Below are 22,014 nucleotides of genomic sequence, written 5' to 3'. Positions count from 1 at the left end.
TCGCGGCGGCCCCCCAAATCACTGGCGGATTGCGGGCATGCCGAGCCTAAGCGAGGCACCGAGTGTTGGGGCGAGGACCTTTTGGTTACTTTTGACTGGGCCGGCATTCCGGTCCTTGCAAAAGTGACCCGCTGTAAGAGCGGAACCAATATCAGCCGTTACCCAAATAACGGATATGTACTCAGCGATTCAAACCACCCCAGCAGCCACCGCCTTACGCACACTCGCATGCGCCTGAAACGTCTGGTTGGTAGTGCGATAAGCCAACCCCATCACCGCCGCACTGCTGGCATTCCCCAGAAACCCCGCCAACGCCGGCGGCAATTTACCGCGCAATAACTCGCCGGTCGCCATGTTGATCGCACTGGCCAGGCTCGTCCAAGCCACCCGCGCCGGCGATTGGTCCAGCACCCGCCCATAATCCTCCAGCGGCAAGCTCGGCTTCCACTGCTGGGTCGTCCCCGCACGCTGGGTATCGAAGTGCTTTTGCAGATGGTTATCGAGCACCGCAATCACCGTATTGAACGCCGCACGCGTACCTGCCAACGATTGAATCGACTCCGCCAGCGCATCCCCGCGCAGCGGTTGATGATGATCATCCAGCAAGGCCGGGCTGGTGAGTGTCTGCCCGGGCGGCAGCACTTTCGGGCTGATGGAATCCTGCACAAAGCCCATGCTCAGCGTCATGGTCCCGTAGGCCCAGCCCAACACCGACATATCGTCCTGATGGACGCCATGGGTCTTGGTCGGGCCATGCTTGCCGGTCATGCTCAGGCTGGCTTGCATCGACTCGCGGGTAATCGCATAGATCACATTGCGCAGTTGCGTCGCCAGCACCCGCGCACTCAGCGCGCCGTCACCCCGTGAAGCACCCAATGCGCCCATGCCCAGGTAGACCGCTTCGGCAATGATCTGGTTACGCGTGACGTTGCGCGAATCCCGCTGCATTTGCTGGCGCAGCGCGTCTTGTTTGGCCGGCAGCAGGGCGTTCCATTTCGGTTCGCTGAGGGCAAAGTGGCCGCGCACCGCCACACTGGACTCGTTGCCCAGCCGATCCAGGCGCGGTTGACGCACGTAGATTTGGGTGGCGACCGAGGCCAGGGAAATCGCCGCCTGCAAGGCCAGCGCACCCCCCGGGCTTTTTTTCGCCAGCCCGTCGGCCAGCGCGCTATAGGTGTGCATGAACGCCACTTCGCGCAGGTAGGTGGGCACGCCGCAGGTCGCCATTTGCTGCAAGGTCTGCCCGGCGGCGGCCAGGGTGGTGCGCCCGGACGGCAGGTTGGCGGCGCTGTCGCTCCAGGCTTGCACTGCGCCCTGCTTGAGGTTGTGGCCTGCGGCGGCGCCATAGCCGCTGACGCTGGTCCAGGCACTGCCGGCGGCTTTCCAGCCGGGCGCCAGGTAGCTGCGATGGAAGGCTTGCCCCAACCCGCTGACTTGCGCCGCTGCGCGTGCGGTATAGCCGGGTGGTGGCGCTGCCGGTTCGCCGCGTTCCAGCTCGTCAGGCGTGCGCGCGCGGCGCAGGGGTTGCAACGCGATGGCCGGGTTTGGCGGCGCCATGCCGCCTGCCGGGGCAGGTCTTCTCATGTCCATGCAGGGTTCCTTGGTGCGGTGGCAGCGGGTGAAGGTGGGGCGGCGAAACTGTCGGCCAGCACGCCGAAATCCAGCAGCCAGTCGGCGAAGTCTTCGCCGTTCAGCGCGGTGCTGTTCCAGCGCGCTTGCAGTGTGCTGCCGTGTGGCGCAAGGGCTACGGCGCTGTGGGTCAACAGGATCAATTGCAGGTTGGCCCGCAGGCAGCGTTCGCGTTGGCTTGGGGTGCGCAAGGCGGTCTCGATCGGCGTGCTGACCAGCAAGTGGCAGCGGTCGCCGTCGGCGATCACTTCGAAGCTGCGTCCGTTGGCTTTGATCACGCCCACGGTGTGGATCTGTTCCGACGCCGGTGCGCTGACGCCCAGGCGCTGCAGGGCGCTTAGCAGCAACGACCGGTGCCAGTCCTGGTGCAGCGCGGCCTGGGCCGATTGCAGGGTGGGTGCGGCCTGGGCCGGTACGGGGCCGGCGGGTGTACCGGCGCTTCCCGGCCCGGCGTTGAGTGCTGTGGCGGCGGCTACCAGGCTTTCGCCCAGCGCCAGCAGGTGGGCCAACTCGTCACTCAGCTGTGCGCCGTCTGCATCGGGGCGCGAGGCCAGCCGTTGCACCAGCAAGCCCTCGCCGGTTTCGCTCATAGCCAGGCTGCAACTGCTCATCGCCGATACCCCGCAGTTGGCCCGCAACAACAGTTCGCTCCAGGTTTCGGCAGGCAAACCGTTGGGCCGTCGCAGCAGTCCCAAGGCGACCCATTGCGGCACCGGCAGGGTTTGCCAGGGCGATAGTTGCAAGGTCATGCCAGGCAAATTCAGTACGGCATCCCGGGCAAAATCCCGGGCCAGGGCAGGGGGCACGCCGAGGCGTTCGCCAGCCTCGAGCAACCAGGCGCCGACGGTTTTTTCGAGGGGCAATGAAGGTGCGGATTTCATCGGTCAGACTTCCGAAAGTTTTGACTCGTATTGAAACCTTCTAATATTGCAGTTTCGTGAATTAACCGCTCTGGATCAGGGTTCTTCGAGCTGAATGATGTCTGCCGTGACCTCGTCCAATTGTTTGATCACCTGATAGATATGCGCCACTTCCAGGAGCGTGGGCCGCGGGATATGGCGGCCGGTTCTGACCTTGTACAACGCCCGTGCCAGCCACACGCATTGCACCACCGGGATCTTGGCTTTTTGCGCGCGCTTGATCAGCGCCAAAGCGTCCTCGTCCTCGCCCTTGCAATGAATCACCGGCAGCGGCGTCTGCCCGGGTCGGTAGTACAGCGCCACCGCATAGTGCGTGGGGTTTACCAGCAGCACATCGGCCTCTTCGACGGGTTTGCGCGGCGGTGGCGGCGCGCCGTTGAGCAGTTCCTGGGCCAGGTGTTTGCGATGGCCTTTGACATGCGGGTCGCCTTCGGACTGCTTGTATTCGGTCTTGATGTCCTCGTGGCTCATGCGCAGTTTTTCGCGTGGAAGTACTTCTGCATGGCGAAGTCGACCAGTGCCATGACCAGCAACAAACCCAGGGTGGTGTGCAGCACACTGCGAAACACCGCGAGCAACGCATGCCAGTAGGTGGTCAGGTCAGTGTCGGCCAGCAACACCAGCTTGCCCAATAGCGGCTTGATGGAGACGTAGAGGGTGATAGCGATCACCAGGGCCTTGAGGATACTCATCAGCAGGTTCATCAGGCTTTGCCCGGAAAACATCTGCTTGAGGTGCGAGATGGGGTTTATTTTGCCCAGGTCGATCTTCAATGCCTTGGGCGCAAACAGGAACCCGATTTGCAGCCAGCTGCCCACCAGGCGCATCAGGATTGCCACGCCAATGGTCATCAAGGTGAAGGAGATGAGTGTCCACACGGCTTCGCCGCCCAGCTCCACCAGGGTGTGCATGAACGGTTCACGCATCCGTTGCAAGGGCAGGGCGATCAGCGTTTGCAGGCGGTTCACGCTGTCATCGGCGGCCCCCAGGCACACCTCGCTGACGCCCAGCAGCACCAGCAGCTTGGTCAGGTCCTGGCTCTGCCCGACCTGGCCTTTTTCCCGCGCGTCGCGTTCGGCCTTGGGCGTGGCCTTTTCGGTTTTTTCACTCATGGCACGTGCACGATCTGGCCGAGGATGAACTTCAGGTCCAGCCAGTGCTTGAGTTCGCCGTTGCCAAAATCCAGCAGGGTCGGCAGGTACACCAGCAAAAACAGCAGACCGGCCATGCTCTTGGCCGGCATCGCCAACACCGACACATTGAGTTGCTGGGCATACAGGCCGACGATGGCGAAGGCCGCTTCGATCAGCAGCAGCAAGCCAATGAACGGCGCGGCGTACAGCAGGGCGTGTTGCAGGGTGCGGTTCAGTTCCCCAAGGAACACGTCCAGACCCTGGATATCCATGCCCGGCAGCCAGGCGGTGGGCGGCCAGATCACGTAGCTGTCCCAGATCACTTGGGTGATCAGCGACAGGCCACCCGACAGGATCACCAGCATGATCAGCATTTCCTGGAACAACTCACCCAGGGGCGTGGCGTCCGGCCCCAGGGACGGGTTGAGCTGGCCGCCACTCAGGGCGCCGCGCTGGCTGTCCAGCAGGGCGCCGGCGGTGGCAAACATCCAGAACGGCGCGTACAGCAACAGGCCCAGGAAGATGCCCAGCACCGACTCCTTGACCAGCAGGCCGGCGATTAAAAACCAGTCGTCGTTCTGTGCCGCCAGCACCCGGCCGATGCTCGGCGCCGGGATCAGCGAGACCGCAATGGTCACGCCGTAGCGCAGCGGCCCCTTCAAGTATTTGAAGCAGAACGCCGGCACCAGGATCATGCACGGCAGAATCCGCGCCATGGCCAACCCCGTGCCGAGCATCAGCTCGAACAGATGTTCGCCGTCAAACGGAATCAATGCGCGCCACCGGTGCGTGCGATCAGGTCGAACGCCAGGTTGATGAACGAGATCAGCTCCACGCCGATCCAGCGCCCGGTGGCGGCCAGGGTCAGGCCCACGGCGGCCAGCTTGACGCCGAAGGGCAGGGTCTGGTCCTGAATCTGCGTCAGGGCCTGCAACAGCGAGGTCAGCACGCCCACCAATACCGCCACCAGCAACGGCGGGGCGGTAAGGATCACCACCAGATACATGCCTTGCTTGAACAGCTCCAACGCTTCCACGGCCACACTCACAGATAGGAATAGAACAGGCTGTCGAGCAAGCGTGACCAGCCTTGCACGAGCACGAACAGCAGCAGCTTGAGGGGCAGCGAAATGGTCATCGGCGACACCATTTGCATGCCCAGCGCCAGCAGCAGGTTGGAAACGATCAGGTCAATCACGATGAACGGGATGTAGATCAGAAAGCCGATCTGAAACCCGGCCTGCAGCTCCGAGAGCACAAACGCCGGAATGGCCAACAGCAGGTCGTTGCTGGTGGCTTTATCGGCCATCTCGGCCGGCCACATGCGGTGGGTGTTTTCCAGCAGATGGGCCTGCACATCCGGGTCGGTATTGCGGGTCATGAAGTGCAGCAACGGCTGGATGACCGTGTTGGCGCTGGCCTCGAGCTTTTCGGTGGTGCCGATCTGCAGCGGGTTGTCGTTGATCCGTTGCTGAATCTCATGGGCCACCGGGGCCATGACGAACAGCGTCGCGGCCAGGGCAATGCCATACATCGCGATGTTCGGCGGCACCTGTTGCACGCCGATGGCGTTGCGGGTGATCAGCAGCACCATGGAGATCTTCAGGAACGCCGTGCAGACGATCAGAAACAGCGGGATCAACGACAGCGCGCCGAGAAACAGCGCGAGCATGATCGGGTTCATGCCGTCCAGAATCATCGATCAAACACCACACGGGTAATCTGCAGGCCCAGGCGCCCATCGACGTCTACCAGCTCACCGTGGGCAACCACGCGTTCGCCATGGCACAAGGTGGCTTCACCCGGCGCGATGCCGGTAATGCCCACCACCGAACCCGGCGCCAGGCGTTGCAGCGCGTCGAGGGTAAGGCTGACAGCGCCTGCGCGTACCGTCAGTTCTAGGCTCAAACCGTTCAGCGCCGAGGCGGGCGCGGCGTCGTGAGCTGGTGCGTCAGCCGGGGCCTGGTCGTCCCAGGGCTGCCCAGGTTCTTCGTCGAACGGGACACTGGCTTCTTCCTCACCCACGTCGCTGTCGGCGCCAAAGTATGGCTCATTCATGGTGCAGGTCTTCCTCGTGAATCAGCCGCAGCTGCAAATGGTCGTTCAAGGTTTCGCTGTGCACACGCCACAGGCGCTCACCCAACTGCAATCGGCCCTGGCCCTGGGGGTCGAAGCGCGGGGTGGCGGGCAGCAACACATCGCCGGGGCGTAATGAGCGCAGTTCATTCACGCTCAGCTGCAAGCGGCCGAGTTCCAGCGGGTAGTGCAAGGGCCAGTCGTGCGGCCATTGCTGTTCGAGGTAGTGCCAAGGAGCGGCATCGAACAGCTGTAGCAGGGTGTCGGCGCTGCACTTCACTACCCCGTGGACCCGCTCGCCGCCGCGCTCGACACTGATGCGGCACTCCAGGCACTCGGCCTGCGGTGGGCAAGCCAGCGGCGAGGGTTCGAGAGGCGAAAGCAGGTCATAAATAGCGTCTGGAAACTGTTGATTGATCAACTGCCAGTACCACGCTTGCAGTTCCCCAGCGGCAATAACCGGGGTTTCCCCCAGCAGGCTCAACAGTGCGTCGGCGTTGCTCAGTTGCAGCGGGCCGTGTTTGCCCGACAGGTTCAGGCGCAGGTCATCGGGGTAGCTGCCAGGCGGCAGCAACGGACCCAGGGTCAGGTAGCCGGACGTCTCGCCGCTGCCATACGCCAGCCAGCGTCCGCGCCCCAGCGCCTGGCACGCGTTCGCCACCGTCGAGGACATGCGCCGCAGTACCAGGGCTTTCATGCATCACCCGCCGGCTGTAAAGACAGCTCCACGGCATGGCCCAGGGCGTGGGAAAATGCTTCCTCGCAGGCGGGCTGATGGCGCCCCAGGCGCTCCAGCACATCGCGACGCGAGAAGCTCAGGCGGATCGCCCAATGGCCGGGATTTTTTTGCGCCTGGATCTGCACCTTGCCCAGGTTGGGCATCAGCAGGGTGGCGCTGAACGGGCGATTGCCCACGTCTGGCAGCCGCAGTGCCAGTTCATCGACCAGCTGTGTCGGGACGCCCTCGATGGGCGCGAACATTGAAAAATGGCTGCTCCCACCGTCCTGCGAGCCGGACTGATCGTCCTGCTCGCCCGGCAGCGGCGCGATCAATTGCTCAAAGAGCACACCGTCGGCGTCCAGCTGCGGGCTGCTGTCACTCAGCACTCTGCTGTCGGCCTGACGGTTGCGCAGCACGTCATTGCGCTTGGGCGCCGGGTTGCCGGTCGGGTAAGGCGTGGCGGGCACGGCGGCGGTTTTTACCGGCGCCGGCGGCGGTGCCAGGTGCTTGATCGGCTCAGTTCTCATCAAGGCTCTCACTCATGCAGGCGAGTTTTTCCACCGCACGCTGGCGCGCCTTGACGGCTTGCTGCGCCTGCTGCAGTTGGTGTTCCTGCTCCTCGATGCGTCCGCGCAACTGGCTGACGCTCTGACGGATGTGCGCGAGGCGGTCGAGCATGCGTCGCTCCTTTTCGTGCCAACGGTCGATATCGCTCAGCTCCATGGTTCTTTCCAGGTGCGTGTCCGACAGCTGTTGACGCCGCAGCTTCTGGTTATCGCGCTCCTGATTGAGCGAAGCCGTGCTGATCAGCAACTGCTCGTGGAGCTGGTGCAGCTCCTGCTCGATTTGCCGGCGAGCACGCTCGGCGCTTGCCTGACGGTGTTGTCGCAACGGTTTCAGGACGCCGATGGCGTGCTCCAATGCAGCGCGGTCCAGGTCTACTTCCAGGTCTTCGTCCATGTTCAATCCGGTAATTGCGAGGTGATGTAATCGAGGCGCGCCAGGGTGTCGTCGAGGCTCACAGGCTCACGCAGGTCCTGGCGCAGGAACTGGTTGATGGTTTCGTGCAGCTGCACCGCGCAGTCGGTGACCGGATCCGTCCCGGCCTGGTATTCCCCCAGGCGCAGGAGCATTTCCACTTGTCGGTAGGCGGCCATTAACTGGCGCAGGCGGTTGTTGTTGCGCACGTGTTCGCGGCTGGTGATATTGCCCAGGATCCGGCTGATGCTGGCCGGCACGTCGATGGCGGGGTAGTGCCCGCGTTCGGCCAACTTGCGCGACAACACAATGTGCCCGTCCAGCAGCGAGCGCACTTCGTCGGCCACCGGGTCGTTCATCGAGTCGGCCTCGATCAGCACCGTATAAATCGCGGTAATCGAGCCGTTTTCACTCATGCCGGCACGCTCCACCAACTGCGGCAGCAAGGTGTACACCGAGGGCGGCAGGCCGCCGCGCCCCAGGGGCTCACCGGCGGCAATCCCGATTTCCCGTTGGGCGCGGGCAAAACGCGTCAGCGAATCGATCAGCAGCAGCACTTTCAGGCCGCGCTGGCGGTAGGCTTCGGCAATGGCCGTGGCGGTGAAGGCCGCGCGGGCACGCTCCATGCTCGAACGGTCGGATGTGGCGCAGATCAGCACCGAGCGCTGGCGCAGTTCGTCATCCAGTTCATGGTCGAGGAATTCACGCAGTTCGCGCCCGCGCTCACCAATCAGGCCGAACACGATCACGTCGCAGTCGATATTGCGGGCCATCTCCGCCAGCAGCGTGGTCTTGCCGCAACCGGCGCCGGCGAAGAGGCCGACGCGCTGCCCTTCACCGATCAGAATGGCACTGTCAATCGCGCGAATGCCTGTAGGCAACGCATTGCTGATACGCGGTTTCTGCATCGGCGGCAACGCGGCGGCAATCACCGGGGTGGTGGTGCGCGGGTCGTGCAAGCCGGCGAAGGCGCCGTCGCCATCGCCCAACAGCGGTCGGCCGAAACCATCGAGCACGCGCCCCAACAGTTGGTCATCCACGCCAATGCGGTGGGCCATGCCCAGCGGTTCGATACGCGCGCCGACCTGGATGCCTTCGGGCGTGCCAAGGGCGCTGAGCAAGGTGCATTGCGGGGTAAAGCCGACGATTTCCGCGAGCATGGTGCTGCCGTCGCCCTTGCTGACCTGGCACAGGTCGCCGATTTTGGCCGCCGGTACCTGGCACTCCAGCAAGATCCCGCTGACCGCCGACACTCGCCCGCTGATGCGCACGGCCGAGCAGTGGGCCAGGCGTGTGCGCTGCTCCTCGGTCCAGCGCGCGAGGGCGGGGTTCACCAGTGCATCTCGATGTGTTGGTCGCCGTCGAACTCGATGTGCTGCTCATCCAGGCGCGTGAGCCGCAGCCCCTTTAACTGGTCGCCGAGGTACATCCGATGGCCGTCGGCGGTGACCAGGTGTGCGTTATTGCCCGAGATGATTTGCACAATGGCAAACGGCAGGCCGGTGCCCACGGCGGTGACTTTGTCGAGCACCGGCACAGCCGATGCAAAGCGTTCGTTGAAGCCCTTGAGCATGCGCGTGTAGATCGGCAGCGCGTCGTCTTTAAGGTGCCCCTGGAGGACCAGGCCGTCGTCGCTGTCTTCCACACTGACCTCGGTCAGCAGGCGATCACTGAGCAAGGTGCTGAGGCGGCGGCGTACTTCATCGCGGCTGGTCAGGCTGATTTTCTCCGATGCCGGCGCCTGCGCGGGTTTGGCGGGTGCAGTGGCGGGCGGGCTCTGTTGCGCAACGGTGGCCGGCGCCGGAGCGGCCACAGTGCGGCTCAAACCCCAGGAGGCGCCTGCCGCACCGACGACCAAACCGGCCAGCACCCCGCACGCCAGCTTTAGCCGTGACACGCGCGGCGGCGGCAACGGGCGCGGTGCGGCGATCGGTTCGTGCACCGGCGGCCGTGTCGGCGCCACCAGCATCGGCACTTGTGGCCACGCCTCTTCGGCGGGCGCCAGGCACAGCCACACATTGCCGAGCACAAAGGTCTGGTTGGGGGTCAGCACGGTGGTGGCGAGGGCATGCCCTTCGGCGTCGTTGATCAGGCTTTGTTCGGCGTCCAGCGCCCAGCCCGCTTCGGTGCGGCTCAGGCGACAATGCAGCGCAGCGATGCCCGGGTCGTACAGCGCCAGGTCATGGTCGGCATGCGCACCGATCAGCCATTGCTCGCCGATCAGCGGCAGTGCGGCGCCCTGGTGCAGGCCGTTGAGTACACGCAGTTCAAACATCGCAGAGGCTCCAGGTGTCAGGCGGCATAGTCGTCTTCTTCCTGTGGGGAATACTCGTCTTCCAGGTCGAAGCGACCCAGCACTTTGACTTCGGCGGCATTGCTGATTTCGGCGAAGGACAGCACCGGCACATGGTGGAATTCATCTTGCAGCAGCGTGCGCAGCGGACTACGTAAATCCTGGGCCACCAACATCACCGCGCGCTCGGTGGAGCGCAGCGGGAACGCCATGCGCAGTTGCTGTACCAGCAACAGGCTGGACTCGCTGTTGAGGGCAAAAAAGGTTTCGGTCTGGGTCTGGCGCAAGCTGTCGCGCAGGATGCCTTCGCTTTCCGGGGTCAGCAGCCACACCTGCAGGCCAACCGCGCTGCAATACTGGTTGTAGATCAGGGATTTGAGGGCGATGCGCACATAGTCGTTGAGGGCGGTGACGTCGCGTTCGTGCTGGCCGTGTTCGATCAGCGTCTCGGCAATCACCCGTACGCCGCGCAGCGGTACGCATTCCGATGCCAGGCGTTGCAGCACTTGGGAAAAGCGCGCCAGCGGCACCACGCGCTGCAGCTCCTGGGCCACTTCCGGTTGTTCCGACTCCAGCCAGCCGAGAATCGCCTTGGTTTCCTGCAAGCCGATAAATTGTGGGCCGCACACCTGCAAGGCGCGCTCCATGCGTTCGATGATCAGGGTGCTGGCGGTCACCACCGGCAGGCTCTGCAACTGCGGTGCATCGACGGGCATCCACAGCCATTGGCTTTCCTGGCGGTCCACGGTGCCGGTGATGGCCTGTTCCAGCTGATCGACGACTTGTGCCTGGCCGTCAATGGCGACATGGGTCTGGCTCAGGGTGGCCTTGAACATCGGCACTTCGTAGACCACGAAACGGAACTCGTCCTGCTCTAGATGGGACAGGTACTCGATGATGAACGAGGGCAACGTCAGGCCGTAATTGACCACCAGGCGGTTACGACGCTGACGGATCTCGCTGACCAGCGATTCCACCAGTGCGCGGTTCTGTGAGGGGTGAAATTGCAGCACAAATTGCCGGCTCGGCAGGAACATCCGCAAGTCTTCCTTGCCATTGTTCTCGGGGGCGACGTGTACCGGTTGTTCGGTCACCACCTTGGGTTTGGCCCGCTGCAATTGCAGGAAACCGCCGAGGCTGCAAATGATGGCGATGGTGATAAAGACGGCGGTGGGCATTCCCGGCATGGCGGCAAAGCCGAGCATGGCCACCGAGGCGATGATCCACGCTTTGGGCTGGCTGGTGATCTGTTCGGCAATTTCGCGGCCGATGTTGGCGTCGGCCGCCGCGTTGTCGTTGGAGACGCGCGTGATGATCATGCCCGAGGTCACGGAGATCAGCAGGGCCGGAATCTGCGCGATCAGGCCGTCGCCGATGGTCAGCACGGTGTAGAGCTGCACCGCATCGCCGGCGCTCATGCCATGTTGGATAACGCCGATGGAGATGCCGCCGATCATGTTGATGGCCACGATGATCAGGCTGGCGATGGCGTCGCCATTGACGAACTTCATCGCGCCGTCCATGGCGCCGAACAGCTGGCTTTCCTTGCCCAATTCGGAGCGCCGGCGCTTGGCTTCCTGTACGTTGATCAGGTTGGCGCGCAGGTCGCTGTCGATGGACATTTGCTTGCCGGGCATCGCATCGAGAGTGAAGCGTGCGCCCACCTCAGCCACCCGTTCCGAGCCCTTGGTGATCACCAGGAAGTTGACCACCGTGAGGATCATGAAGATCACCATGCCCACCGCCAGGTTGCCGCCTACCACAAACTGGCCGAAGGCCTGGACGATGTGGCCGGCATCCTGGTTCAGCAGGATCAGGCGCGTGGTCGAAATCGACAGCGCCAGGCGAAACATGGTGGTGATCAGCAGCACCGACGGAAACGTCGAGAAAGCCAGGGGCCGGGGCAGGTGCATGGCCAGCATGATCAGCAGGCAAGAGATGCAGATGTTGACTGCAATCAGGATATCAACCAGCCAGGTGGGCAGCGGCGTGATCATCATGAACACGATGGCCAGCACCACAAATGCCCCCACGATCTCGGAGCGGCGCATGGCCGCCAGGGCGATCTGGTTCAGCAGGTTGACGATCTTGTGCATCAGACAGGTCGCCCCTTGGCCAGTTTTTGCTCTTGCTGGGTCAACTCGGCCATCAGCATCAGCAAGTTGCCCAGGGCGTTCTGGCGGGCCTTGAGGTCTTTCCACAACAGGATCGGCAACTGTTGCAGCATCGGACGCAGGCCATTGAGAAACGACAGCTGATGCTTGAGTTGTGAGCCGCCGATAAATTGCGTCAGTTGCAGGGTCTCATGCAGGTTCATGCCTTTACCCGACAACACCAGCAGGTGCTTGAGAAAGGTCGGCGCGTTGAGCTGCAACGCCGGGTTTTTACCGCGCATGCGCCCCAGCAAGTGTTCGCAGTTGTGCAACAAGGTGGATACATGTCGGGCGGTATTAAGGCCGTGCATCAGCGTGCGCAGTTGCTGGCGGGTGCTGGACGGGGTGAAGGCGGCCATGTCGTCGGCGATCGCGCTGCGCAGGTCGCGCAGGGTCGGCTCGAAGTGGTGCTCGCCTTCTTCCTGGCCGAGGAGGGTGTCGATCAGGCTGGAAATCGTGGGTTGGCCCACTACGCCGTTGTAGTAAAGATCGCGCAGGGTTTGCCGGCGGCGTGGGTTAAGGCTGGAGCGGGCAAAGGCGCGGGCCGTGTTGATGCCCGCGCGTGCGCGGTTGCCGTGTTGGTGACGCAGCACCCGCAGTTGCTGTGACAGCAGCACGTGCTCCTCGCTGGCACCTTCGTTAAAGGCTTGGCGCGCGGCGGCTTGCAGCATCACATGGGCTTTTGCCGCATCGCCGCCGGCCGAGCGCAGCACCTCATCGAGGATGCTGTTGTCGATCACCTGGCGCTTGAGTTCCTTGCGCAAATTGCGCACCACGGAATCGAGGTTCAAGTCCTGGGTGCCCATCAGCAACTGGTACAGCTCACCCAGTTTCATCGCTTTGGATTGCAGCGCCGTGCTGCTGATCACCAGGTCGCGCTGGCTCAGTGACTGGCTTTGCTGGATCAGTGCCGAGGTGAATCGGGCCACTTGCTGCGGCGTGCTGCCCTGGTCTTTGGCGATCGTCGGCGCCATGGCCGCAGACGTGGCTTCGGGCCTTGGCGTAACCGGGAAAACAGGCTGGATCGCGACGATGGGGTTGAACGCGGAGATTTTCATGGCGCGGCACTGACGCAGGGGATCATGCGTAGTGAGTGGGGGTTTTGGCTAACCGGTTCCACTTAATAAGGCAATAGAAAAAGTGTGCATAAATATGTATTGGTCAAGATACGTTTGTGCAGAATCTTGCATTTTTTCAAAAGCCTTAGAAAAAATATGCTTATAAAACAGTCAGATAGGGCTTGTGTATTTGTGGCATGTATATCGCTCTATAAGCAGGACATATCTTGAAATGGTATTTGTCCATGTGTGTGATCGATTCGCTGACGTTTTCCACTGGTATTTCCGCGCTTCGCCAACTCGATGAGACGCTGTTGCAGAAGGTTCGGTTGTTCATCAGAAAGAAGGTGATGAACCCCGATGATGTCGAGGACCTGCTGCAAGGCACCTTTCTTGAAGCCTTGCGAAACGAGCATAAATTTCGCAATGAATCGCTGCTGCTGACCTGGCTGTGCGGTATCGCGATGAACCTGATTCGCAGCCATTTTCGCCAGCTCTACAACCAGCCATTCCAGGCCTGCCTGGAGGAGCGTGAAGTGCTGGATATTACCGATCAGAGCGATGTGTTCAGCGAGGTCAACGGCAGCCGTCAGTTGGTGCGGGTGGTGGGCGCCATCGCCACCTTGCCGCTGAACATGCAGGAGATCATCCACGTCTCAATGGAGATGGAAGGCAACTACCTGGACACCGCCTCGCAACTCGGGGTGCCGGTGGGGACGGTGCGCTCGCGGTTGTCGCGGGCGCGCGAGCAACTCAAGCGACGAGTCTCCAGCGGATTTTGATCTGCGCGGCACAGATGGCCAATTAATTACACAGGAGGAGGGAACCTCTTGTGGCTCTGGTCCCACGCATTACAAATGTCCAACAGAAAGTGGCGGCCCCCTATGCGCATTTCCAATTCCCCGTTTTCCAGTAGCAGCTCTGTCGCAGATTCCCAGGCGTCGCCCGCAACGTCGGACGCGCAGGGCGGTGGGCCTGCGAAAAACGGCGGCGTGCAGTTCGGCTCCCAGGCTCAGCCGCTGGAGTTCCTGAAGCAAACGCAAGATACGCTGGATGCCGGCAACGCCCAGATCGCGGATTTCGAGAAGCAGCTGGGCACTGAGTTGAACTCGTTCAAAAACCAGATTGATCAGTTCATGAAGAACCTGTTCAACCCGCCGGCTGACCCGCAGTCGGCACCCGGCCCGGCGTCGGCGCCAGGGGTAGAAGCAGGGTCAGGCGCGGCTTCAGGCGCTGCGCCTGCAACAGCATCTGCGCCGACCACGGCCGCAGCGCCGGTGCAAGGCGCGGCCCCGGCAGCACCACCCGCGGCACCAGCGACCAGCTCGGTAGCGCCCGCCAGTGACAGCGGTAAGTTCCTGGACGACTCCAAATACAACACCCCGGATGCCTTGAAGCGCTGGGCGCCGATGGTCGCGAACCTGCCGCCCGACCAGCAGTTGCAGGCCGAAAAAGAGCTCAACCGACCGATCGCCGCCGCGCAGATGGCCCAGGAAGGCGGGGCCAATGGTGCGCAGGCCATGGCGTTCATCAAGGCCAACCCGGCGTTGGAAAACGCTATCGATACCGCGATCAACCCCAAGGCCGATGGGATCATCAACAACAAAGACCTCAGCAAGTTCGTCAGCCAGATGCAAAGCTCCGCCGACGGCGCCAGCAAGGACCTGGCGGCGTACCAGAAAGCCAACCCGAACGCCGACGAGCAATCGCTGCAAATGGTGATCTCCGCGTCGGTGATGCGCGCCAACGAACCCTTGACTGCCGCTGCGGACCCGGCGCACGCCGCAGGTGCCAACGGCCAGACCAAGGTCGATGGCCTCACCGACCAGGCCGGCCTGGCCGCGTTGCAAAACAGCAACCCGGGGTTGGCAGGTGTGACACGCCAAGCCGCAAAGACCTGGTCGCAACCGGGCTTTTTCAACCTGCTCGATCAAGGCGGGCTGTCGGGTCACGCTCTGGCGGCCCATAGCCCGGATGGTTTGTTTAACGCGGCGAATATCAGTGGCTGGATTAAAAACCAGGCGCCCAAAAATGGCGGCGAATTCGCCAGCATGGTCAGCGATGCCGCGACCATCAATGCGGTGGCCAACGTCGATATCAGCAAGCTGGGCGCCGACGTTTTCAAGAACCCGCAGAATTACTCCGGCGCGCAAAAAGCAGCGGTGATGGTCAAGTTGCAACAGACCAAACTGAGCGTCGATGCAGGCAGCGACCTGCGCAAAACCGGCGATACCGAAAAAGCCCTGTCCGACGATATCAGCCAATTGCAAAACGACCCGGACGTGCAGGCCTATCTGCAAAAAGCTGTGCCGGAACAGGAAAAAGCCCTGGTAGCCAGCGACCCTTCGTTGACCAAGGCGGTTTACGACCAGATGAAAAACGTCAACAACGGCTCGGCCCTGAGCGCGGATATGGACACGGCCGAGAAGAACATGAAAAAGGGTGCCGCGGCGCCCGACTACAGCAGCGCGGCCAACGGCCTGTCGGCCCAGTTGCAGTTGCAGCAGGATTTGCTTGGCCCTAACGCCAAGGTGCCGACGGCGCAGCAGGTGCTGGGCAACCAGCCCGCGCTGCAATGGAAAATGCAGGACGCCTACCAGGCCAACTTCACCCAGGGCGGCGAGTTGCAGCAGGGCCTGAGTGGCAAGAAACCCGACGCCACCCAAGCGCTGCAAACCGTGAACGATCACCGCGCGGCCTATGAAAGCGTATTGCCGCCCGCGTTTGTCGGCGCCCAGCAGGCGGGCTTCCAGAGTTCTACCCTCGATGCCTTGCAGCAGTCCAAGGCCGGACGCAGCTTCCTCAACAGTGCGGCCAATGGCGATGCGACGGCCACCGCGACCCTGGCGATGACGGCCACGCAAAAGGCGCAGAACGTCAAAGACGACGTGGATGACGTCAAGAAGGGCATCAGCAGCGTCAAGGACGGTGTGGACGCGGTGCGCTCGATGGCGGGCCACGAAGCCACCGTGGGCCTGGGCCGCATGGCGGCCGGTGCGGCGATTCGCGTGGGGGTGGCAGTCGGTGCAGAAGCTGCCGGGGCGATGGCTGCCAGCGTTATCGGCGCCGCTGCCGGCCCTATCGGCTGGGCAGTGGATGCCCTCGCGAGTATTGGCCTGGGCATCGCCGCGATCATCGCGGCGGTGAAGAAGCACGCAGAAGCCAAGGCGTTCGACCATAACGTCGACCCGACGCTCAACCAGTTCGGCATTCCGAAACCGCATTGATCAACACGCCTCGTTCCTGAGATTAGCCACCAAGGAGTACTGCTTTGAATATTTCCCCTGCGTCGCTGCGTACCGCGATTCAAGACATTGAGAAAGACCTTGAGAAAGTCCTGGGCCAGGGTTCCCAGCCTGCCTCAGCGCAGCATGGGCAAGCTGGGCAGGGCGCGCCTGCCGGGGCCAAGGAACTGACGGCTGCACGCCCGGACAAACCTATCGACTTCGGCACGCCTTCAGACCCTTCCTCGACCACCACACAGCCCAAGTCGGCTGATCAGAAAAATGACGCGGACCAGAGTGGTTCGCTCAATCAGATGATCGAAGACATCCTCAAGGTGGTGATGCAGTTCCTGCAGTCACTGATGCAAAAAAATGGCGACTCGGGGTCCGATAGTGGCGATTCGGGCTCGGGCTCGGCCAAGCCGGCCCCGCACATTCCACGTAGCGGCGTGGCTGACCAGGGCGGTGGCGCTGCGGCTCCAGCGCAAGCCGCCCCGGCGGCCGGCAATGCGCCTGCGAGTGCAGCGTCGGGCAACACCAGCGTGACGGGCAGCGGTGACTTGCACCTGCCACCGGCACTGGAACCGTATCGCGCCGACATCCAGGAAGCCGCGCAGAAAACCGGAATGCCCGCCAGCGTTATCGCTGGGCAGATCTGGGCCGAATCTCGTGGCGATTCGAATGCGTCCAGCACCAACGTCAACGGCAAGACCGATGGCGGCTTGATGCAGGTCAACGCCGACACCGCTGCGGAAATGAAGAGCGAGAACCCGGACAAATTCAACGGCAACGCGATCCACGACAACATCATGGCCGGCGCGCTCTATCTGCGTGACCAGAGCAAGGCGTTTGGCGGTGATATCGGCGCGGCGCTGCGTGCGTACAACTCGGGGCCGGACAAGGTCAACCGCAATAACCTGGCGGACGTCGGCGGCGTGGGCGACCCGGACTACGTGAAAAACGTGCAGCACTTCGCCCAGATCATCGGCAGCGGCCAGGGGCAATTACCGGCTTAAAAACATTATTCACCCGTGTAGGCAGTACGTTGTTACCCGATTTGCCAGGAGGCTATAAGCATGAGTAATCCCCCAAGAATCAGTTCTCATCCACCGGTATTGCCCGAGTTGGCATTTGAAGTCGAGCGACGCAACCAGGGCATCCCGATGCAGCCGCTGGGCCATAGCGCGATAGCCGGCGCCGCGCCGGTCAGTAGCGTCAATGATCCTCAGGTGCTGTTGGACCTGGAGCAAAAAATGGCGGATATTTTTGCCCCGCACGAAACGCCCGACAACAAGCAAGCCCTAGGCGCATTGGTCAAGGACCGCGCCGGGCAGTTGCAGGCGATGGGGCAGACAGCGGCCGATGTGGAGCGTTTGCTCGACAAGGCCACGCGTATGGATCGGGTAACATTGCCGGCACTTGGGGCGATGGGGTCGGCACCTTTTGCGGTGGCCTCGGTGCTGCTCGACAAGGTGCCGGACATCACTCAAAAGGCCGCTGGAAACCCGTCCTATACCGGGTTTATTGGGGGGGCGTTTTCGGGCGCGATCGACACGGCAGCCAGTGGCGTGCTGGCGCGTACTACCCATGACTCAATGTGGCTCAAGGCGCCGGCCGAGGTGCTTGAGCCAGTGATGCAGCAGGCTCAGGAGGCCAGGGGCACGGAGAACCTGGGCCGCCGTGCGCTGGATTCGGCGCTGGCGAATCAGACGTTCAGTTTGCGTAACGTTGCCAGGGGCCTGGTAGCAACGGCGCTGATGGGCACCGGCCACCCCAAGGCGGCTGCGGCGGCGGATACCGTGTTTGGTTCGGCCGGCGGCATGGCCGCTGGCGCCGGGTATGCGGTGGCCACGCGCCGCAGTGACCTGCACGCTCACCGCGCCGGCCCCGAATACCTGTTCGGGCGCCAGGATTGGAAAAAGCAGTATGAAACCCTCAGAGATTGCAGCACCACACGCGACCCGTTGATCAACAGTGGCAAGCGGTTGGCCAAACTGCCGCTGGACATCTTGACGGACACGGCCAAGTCCCTGGGTGGCGTCATTTCTGCCAGCAGTGCAACGGCAAACGGCTTGGCGCTGGGCGGTGGCGGAGCCTTGGCAACCGTAGCCCGCAGCATGGTCAAGGGCGCGGCGGCCAAGGCCGGGTATTCGCCTGCGGCCATCGCCGCCGCAGACGGCGCTACCAACGTTGCCATGTCAGCCATGACGTTTGGCGCTTACGGCGCGGTGGGGGTGTTGACCGACCCGGCCAGTAAGGCTGCGACCAAGACGTTGCAAGAAGACGTGCCAGCCAAGGCGATGAGCGCAGCAAGCGCTGTGGCTGAAGGCCTGTCGTCAGCCGCCGAGGCGGGTGCTAACGCAGTCGCCGGTTTGGCGAACCGGTTGCGCCAGCGCCCGGCGCGGGGCGTTGATCCGCAAGGTGGCTCCGAGGTCTGATTGGCGGGTATGAAAAAGTCCCGGGGGTTCGCTCCCGGGTTTTTTTTGCTTGGTCAGCTGCGAGCGCGCGCTGTCGCACCCAATAGCCAGGGCGCTACCGCAGTGTAGTGCGCGTGCTTTGGGCGCACGCCCCAGGGAACCCATCTGCGTGGTTACCCACTCACGGAAATGCTTGAAAAAACTGTGCCGCGAAGCGCTCCCGATGTGCCCACCCAGTGAGGCTATTCGATGAATCCTGTTGGTCCTGTAAACCACGTTTTTAGGCAGCCTGCGATTGCAGCGCCAAGCGTCAGCACACCCAAGGCGTCACCCGTTGTTTCCAAGGTTGTTGTTCCGCAGTTTCCAATCGATAGAAGCGGGCATATCAATATGCCCGCCCAGGAAATATTGGCGAGCCTGTGCGCGAAGAATGAGGTGACTTACCTGGCTGACACCCACGGCAAACTGGGGATTCCCGCCTTCGTCAGCGGCGCGGCCAGTAAACTCAAAGAGGCTGGAGTCGAAATGGCTGGGGTCGAGTTCGTCAAGTATTCAGAGAATGCTGCCTTTCAAGCTGCCTTGTCCCATGGCGAGGGCGCCGTGCAGGATTTCTTGAATAAGGACTGGGGCAAGCATGGTTACGAATGGACTGGTCGCGTGGCCAAGGCGATCTGTGACTTAAAGACTGCCGGCATAAAAGTAGTCGGCATCGACCGCGCCGTTGCGGGGCCAGCGCCTACCAACCTGCGCGAGTCATTGGCCTACATGAGAAAAAGGCTGGCGTTGAATGGTGCGTGGGACATGGCGCTTGTCCGAGAGCTGTCAAGCGCATCCATGAGCAAGGCGATTGTGTGGGGCGGCGCGACTCACTTTCGAACAGGCGATGCAAATGGGCCCAGTGACATGCGTCCTGGGCCGGTGATGGGATTTGCCTTCGAAGGTGAAAAGGATGCTCTGGCCCTGGGGCAGAGTCGGATGCGCTCGCTTGATAATAAACCGCTGATCGAAACCACCCTCGCGAATAGCTAGCCTGCACCCCACAGGGATGCAGGCAGGCGTGGGCGGCTCAGATCACGTAGAAACCGTGGGTGCCATCGCGCGCCAGTTGGTCGACCAGGCCGAATTCCCAGTCCAGGTACGCTTGCATGGCTTCCTTCGGGCTGTCGGTGCCTTCGTATGGGCGGCGGTAGCGGTCGATACGCGGTGACGCGAGATGGGTCTCGCCTTCTTCCAGCGGCAGTTTTTCGGCGATCCAGTTAAGCGTGCCACCTTGCAACAGGAAGACCGGCTTGCCGGTGATCGCTTCGACCTCGGCGACCGCCAGGCGCGCCAGTTGGCTGGTGCCGCAGGTCAGCACGTAGCGTTCGGCGGGCGGCACCTTGGCCAGGGCCTGGGGCAATTGCGCCCGCAAAGCCCAGAAGGCACCGGGGATATGGCGTTTGACGTAGTTGACGCTTGGGGTGAAATCCAGCACCGCCGTATCGCCATGGGGCAGCCACTCGGCCAGGGTGTGGGGGCTGATCAGTTCGGCCTGCAAGGGCGCCGGCACCGGCGCGACCCACGCACCGTGTTCGCTGAAGTTCGCTGGTTGCAGTGCGTCCAGCACATGCACCTCCCAGCCCAATTGCGCCAGCCATGACGCGGACATATTGGCCCGCACGCCGTCGTCATCGGCCAGCACCAACCGCGCTCCGCGCACGCTGGCCACGTGGTCGGTTTCCTGCACCAACTGGCCGCCCGGTGTGGAGCGCGCGCCCGGCAAGTGGCCGGCTTCGAATTCCTCCGGCGTGCGCACATCGAACAGGTACGTGGTGCGCTTGGGTTCTTGCTGCCAGCGTTGCAGATCGGCGAGCGTGGCGCGGCCAACCTGCGCCTTGTCGGCCACCCGGCGCGCATCCTGCGCGGCGATCTGGCGGTGTTCTTCGCTGGTCGGCGCAAAGCGGCGCGATTGGCCATGGGCGAGTTTCTGCCCGGCCAGGGTCCAGCCGATTGTGCCGTTGCGCAGTGCCGACACCGGGTTGGCGATGCCTGAGTTGATCAGCGACTGGGTGCCGATAATGCTGCGGGTGCGCCCGGCGCAGTTGACGATGATGCGGGTGGCCGGGTCGGGTGCCAGCTCACGCGCGCGCAGCACCAGTTCGGCACCCGGCACGCTGATGCCGGTAGGAATGCTCATGGTCTGGTATTCGTCGAAGCGGCGCGCGTCGAGCACCACCACATCGGCTTGGCTGTCGAGCAGGGCCTGCACTTCTTCGGCGGCCAACGAGGGCGTGTGGCGCTCGCTCTCAACCAACTCGCCGAAGGCCTTGCTGGGTACGTTGACGTCGATAAACAGCTCTCCACCGGCGCGGCGCCAACCGTCCAGGCCACCCTCGAGCAGGCTGACCTGGGTGTAGCCCAGCGCAACCAGGCGTGCGGCGGCGCGTTCGGCCAACCCTTCGCCATTGTCGTAGACCGTCACTTGGGTATCGCGACGGGGAATGCGCGCATACACCTCCAGCTCCAGCTTGGACAGCGGGATATTCGCAGCGAACAGCGGATGCGACTCGGCAAAGGGCGCTTCTTCGCGCACGTCGACCAAGGCGACTTCTTCACGGTCCAACAGGGCCTGGCGAATCTGGGCGAAGCTGCGGTTCGATACGGTGGTCATAGGGCAGGGCTCTTTTCTTTGGACAAATCCCAGATGTTCGGGAGGTAGGCGTTGGAATAACCGGAGATAAACAGTTTCTCGCTGCCGTCGGGCTGGTACACCGCACGGCGCACGGCACCGATATTGGCGCCGTATACGTGAATGCTGATCGACACTTGGTCGCTGTGGGCATTGCTGACCTGATGGATATCACCGACCTTGGGCGACACTGCCTCAACCTGGCCGGGCAGCAGTTGGACCGGTTTGCCTTCGGCGATCAAATTGCCATCGGGTGCCCGCTCAAAACCTTGGGAAAACTCCGCACCGCGCAACATGCCGATCAGGCCCCACACCCGATGGTCGTGAATCGGCGTGCGCTGGCCCGGCCCCCAGACAAAGCTGACGATGCTGAAACGCTGGCGTGAATCGGCGTGGAGCAAAAATTGCTGATAGCGCTCGGGATCCGGTTGGGCGTACTCGTCGGGGAGCCAGTCGTCATGGCTGACCAGTTGCGCCAACAGCTTGCCGCCACGGTGCAACAGATCGCCTTCGCGTGGGTTGCCGTCGATCAATTCCGCCAGGGCGCCTATAAAGGCTCTGAGTCTTTCGGGGTGTCGGGCCTGGGTCATGGCAATTCCATCATTGCGGTTATGGGGATGGCGTGATGGGTTTATATAAGCATAATGTTTATAGTTAATATGCTGTTTTTTAATGATTAGCTTATAGCTTTAGGTAATTTAGAACCGGTCTGAATAGCGTTAGACGTTATCGATCACAGCGCGGG

The 22,014-nt window shown here is 62.6% G+C and carries 20 protein-coding genes and 1 pseudogene; 5 read left to right on the top strand and 16 right to left on the bottom strand.

Annotated features, from left to right (window positions below):
- Positions 1 to 189: 189 nt before the first annotated feature.
- From P5706_RS19990 to sctW, 14 genes and pseudogenes are all read right to left on the bottom strand, one after another.
- A complete protein-coding gene (locus P5706_RS19990; protein WP_285681168.1) occupies positions 190 to 1,590 on the bottom strand; it encodes a hypothetical protein in 1,401 nt (466 codons plus the stop codon).
- Entirely contained in the window at positions 1,581 to 2,510 is a 930-nt protein-coding gene (locus P5706_RS19985) for a hypothetical protein (protein ID WP_285681166.1), read from the bottom strand. Before P5706_RS19985 ends, P5706_RS19990 begins: the two co-directional genes overlap by 10 nt.
- A gap of 75 nt (positions 2,511 to 2,585) precedes the next feature.
- Positions 2,586 to 3,661: pseudogene (sctU, locus tag P5706_RS19980) on the bottom strand (type III secretion system export apparatus subunit SctU).
- Positions 3,658 to 4,452 (bottom strand): type III secretion system export apparatus subunit SctT, encoded by a 795-nt coding sequence (sctT, locus tag P5706_RS19975; protein WP_285682783.1) that lies wholly within the window; start codon positions 4,450 to 4,452, stop codon positions 3,658 to 3,660. Before sctT ends, sctU begins: the two are co-directional and overlap by 4 nt.
- Entirely contained in the window at positions 4,452 to 4,718 is a 267-nt protein-coding gene (gene sctS / locus P5706_RS19970) for a type III secretion system export apparatus subunit SctS (RefSeq protein ID WP_200434318.1), read from the bottom strand. Before sctS ends, sctT begins: the two co-directional genes overlap by 1 nt.
- 8 nt (positions 4,719 to 4,726) lie before the next feature.
- Positions 4,727 to 5,380: a type III secretion system export apparatus subunit SctR gene (sctR, locus tag P5706_RS19965; RefSeq protein ID WP_200434317.1), complete on the bottom strand. Its 654-nt coding sequence runs from the start codon at positions 5,378 to 5,380 to the stop codon at positions 4,727 to 4,729.
- Positions 5,377 to 5,739, bottom strand: a complete 363-nt coding sequence (locus P5706_RS19960; RefSeq protein ID WP_285681163.1) for a FliM/FliN family flagellar motor switch protein — start codon at positions 5,737 to 5,739, stop codon at positions 5,377 to 5,379. Before P5706_RS19960 ends, sctR begins: the two co-directional genes overlap by 4 nt.
- Positions 5,732 to 6,454: a type III secretion system protein gene (locus tag P5706_RS19955; protein ID WP_200434315.1), complete on the bottom strand. Its 723-nt coding sequence runs from the start codon at positions 6,452 to 6,454 to the stop codon at positions 5,732 to 5,734. The genes P5706_RS19960 and P5706_RS19955 overlap by 8 nt, the downstream gene beginning before the upstream one ends.
- On the bottom strand, positions 6,451 to 7,005 hold the full coding sequence (locus P5706_RS19950) for a type III secretion system HrpP C-terminal domain-containing protein (protein ID WP_200434314.1): 555 nt from the start codon (positions 7,003 to 7,005) through the stop codon (positions 6,451 to 6,453). Before P5706_RS19950 ends, P5706_RS19955 begins: the two co-directional genes overlap by 4 nt.
- Positions 6,995 to 7,438, bottom strand: a complete 444-nt coding sequence (locus P5706_RS19945; protein ID WP_200434313.1) for a YscO family type III secretion system apparatus protein — start codon at positions 7,436 to 7,438, stop codon at positions 6,995 to 6,997. The genes P5706_RS19950 and P5706_RS19945 overlap by 11 nt, the downstream gene beginning before the upstream one ends.
- Positions 7,439 to 7,440: 2 nt before the next feature.
- A complete protein-coding gene (locus P5706_RS19940; RefSeq protein WP_200434312.1) occupies positions 7,441 to 8,790 on the bottom strand; it encodes a FliI/YscN family ATPase in 1,350 nt (449 codons plus the stop codon).
- Entirely contained in the window at positions 8,787 to 9,731 is a 945-nt protein-coding gene (locus P5706_RS19935; protein ID WP_285681160.1) for an FHA domain-containing protein, read from the bottom strand. Before P5706_RS19935 ends, P5706_RS19940 begins: the two co-directional genes overlap by 4 nt.
- 17 nt (positions 9,732 to 9,748) lie before the next feature.
- Entirely contained in the window at positions 9,749 to 11,845 is a 2,097-nt protein-coding gene (gene sctV / locus P5706_RS19930) for a type III secretion system export apparatus subunit SctV (RefSeq protein ID WP_200434310.1), read from the bottom strand.
- Positions 11,845 to 12,960 (bottom strand): type III secretion system gatekeeper subunit SctW, encoded by a 1,116-nt coding sequence (gene sctW / locus P5706_RS19925; RefSeq protein WP_200434309.1) that lies wholly within the window; start codon positions 12,958 to 12,960, stop codon positions 11,845 to 11,847. The genes sctV and sctW overlap by 1 nt, the downstream gene beginning before the upstream one ends.
- 245 nt (positions 12,961 to 13,205) lie before the next feature.
- Between sctW and P5706_RS19920 the strand changes: the two genes are divergently transcribed.
- The 5 genes from P5706_RS19920 (at position 13,206) to P5706_RS19900 (ending at position 19,630) form a co-directional block, all read left to right on the top strand.
- Positions 13,206 to 13,742 (top strand): RNA polymerase sigma factor, encoded by a 537-nt coding sequence (locus tag P5706_RS19920; protein ID WP_200434308.1) that lies wholly within the window; start codon positions 13,206 to 13,208, stop codon positions 13,740 to 13,742.
- A gap of 102 nt (positions 13,743 to 13,844) precedes the next feature.
- Positions 13,845 to 16,187, top strand: a complete 2,343-nt coding sequence (locus P5706_RS19915) for a type III effector HrpK domain-containing protein (RefSeq protein WP_285681157.1) — start codon at positions 13,845 to 13,847, stop codon at positions 16,185 to 16,187.
- Positions 16,188 to 16,231: 44 nt separating this feature from the next.
- Complete coding sequence (locus tag P5706_RS19910; protein ID WP_285681154.1) at positions 16,232 to 17,200, top strand: lytic transglycosylase domain-containing protein; 969 nt, start codon at positions 16,232 to 16,234, stop codon at positions 17,198 to 17,200.
- Positions 17,201 to 17,260: 60 nt separating this feature from the next.
- Positions 17,261 to 18,622 carry a hypothetical protein gene (locus P5706_RS19905; protein WP_285681152.1) on the top strand — a complete coding sequence of 454 codons (1,362 nt, stop codon included), beginning with the start codon at positions 17,261 to 17,263 and terminating at the stop codon, positions 18,620 to 18,622.
- 228 nt (positions 18,623 to 18,850) lie between these two features.
- Positions 18,851 to 19,630: a Type III secretion system effector HopBA1 gene (locus P5706_RS19900; RefSeq protein WP_285681150.1), complete on the top strand. Its 780-nt coding sequence runs from the start codon at positions 18,851 to 18,853 to the stop codon at positions 19,628 to 19,630.
- 37 nt (positions 19,631 to 19,667) lie between these two features.
- Here P5706_RS19900 and P5706_RS19895 read toward each other — a convergent pair whose 3' ends face one another.
- Both P5706_RS19895 and P5706_RS19890 read right to left on the bottom strand, forming a co-directional pair.
- Positions 19,668 to 21,251: a rhodanese-related sulfurtransferase gene (locus P5706_RS19895; RefSeq protein ID WP_200434300.1), complete on the bottom strand. Its 1,584-nt coding sequence runs from the start codon at positions 21,249 to 21,251 to the stop codon at positions 19,668 to 19,670.
- Positions 21,248 to 21,859 carry a cysteine dioxygenase family protein gene (locus tag P5706_RS19890; RefSeq protein ID WP_200434299.1) on the bottom strand — a complete coding sequence of 204 codons (612 nt, stop codon included), beginning with the start codon at positions 21,857 to 21,859 and terminating at the stop codon, positions 21,248 to 21,250. The genes P5706_RS19895 and P5706_RS19890 overlap by 4 nt, the downstream gene beginning before the upstream one ends.
- Positions 21,860 to 22,014: the final 155 nt, after the last annotated feature.

Source organism: Pseudomonas sp. ChxA, assembly GCF_030263855.1.
Lineage (GTDB): Bacteria > Pseudomonadota > Gammaproteobacteria > Pseudomonadales > Pseudomonadaceae > Aquipseudomonas > Aquipseudomonas fluorescens_CB.
Note: the sequence above shows the minus strand (reverse complement) of the source record. Positions and strands in the feature narration are given on the sequence as shown.

Coding starts and splice junctions, on each gene's coding strand:
- sctV (WP_200434310.1), bottom strand. CDS start 11,845: ATGCACAAGATCGTCAACCTGCTGAACCAGATCGCCCTGGCGGCCATG.
- P5706_RS19915 (WP_285681157.1), top strand. CDS start 13,845: ATGCGCATTTCCAATTCCCCGTTTTCCAGTAGCAGCTCTGTCGCAGAT.
- P5706_RS19890 (WP_200434299.1), bottom strand. CDS start 21,859: ATGACCCAGGCCCGACACCCCGAAAGACTCAGAGCCTTTATAGGCGCC.
- P5706_RS19920 (WP_200434308.1), top strand. CDS start 13,206: ATGTGTGTGATCGATTCGCTGACGTTTTCCACTGGTATTTCCGCGCTT.
- P5706_RS19900 (WP_285681150.1), top strand. CDS start 18,851: ATGAATCCTGTTGGTCCTGTAAACCACGTTTTTAGGCAGCCTGCGATT.
- P5706_RS19905 (WP_285681152.1), top strand. CDS start 17,261: ATGAGTAATCCCCCAAGAATCAGTTCTCATCCACCGGTATTGCCCGAG.
- P5706_RS19935 (WP_285681160.1), bottom strand. CDS start 9,731: ATGTTTGAACTGCGTGTACTCAACGGCCTGCACCAGGGCGCCGCACTG.
- P5706_RS19985 (WP_285681166.1), bottom strand. CDS start 2,510: ATGAAATCCGCACCTTCATTGCCCCTCGAAAAAACCGTCGGCGCCTGG.
- sctW (WP_200434309.1), bottom strand. CDS start 12,960: ATGAAAATCTCCGCGTTCAACCCCATCGTCGCGATCCAGCCTGTTTTC.
- sctR (WP_200434317.1), bottom strand. CDS start 5,380: ATGATTCTGGACGGCATGAACCCGATCATGCTCGCGCTGTTTCTCGGC.
- P5706_RS19895 (WP_200434300.1), bottom strand. CDS start 21,251: ATGACCACCGTATCGAACCGCAGCTTCGCCCAGATTCGCCAGGCCCTG.
- P5706_RS19955 (WP_200434315.1), bottom strand. CDS start 6,454: ATGAAAGCCCTGGTACTGCGGCGCATGTCCTCGACGGTGGCGAACGCG.
- P5706_RS19945 (WP_200434313.1), bottom strand. CDS start 7,438: ATGGACGAAGACCTGGAAGTAGACCTGGACCGCGCTGCATTGGAGCAC.
- P5706_RS19990 (WP_285681168.1), bottom strand. CDS start 1,590: ATGGACATGAGAAGACCTGCCCCGGCAGGCGGCATGGCGCCGCCAAAC.
- P5706_RS19960 (WP_285681163.1), bottom strand. CDS start 5,739: ATGAATGAGCCATACTTTGGCGCCGACAGCGACGTGGGTGAGGAAGAA.
- P5706_RS19950 (WP_200434314.1), bottom strand. CDS start 7,005: ATGAGAACTGAGCCGATCAAGCACCTGGCACCGCCGCCGGCGCCGGTA.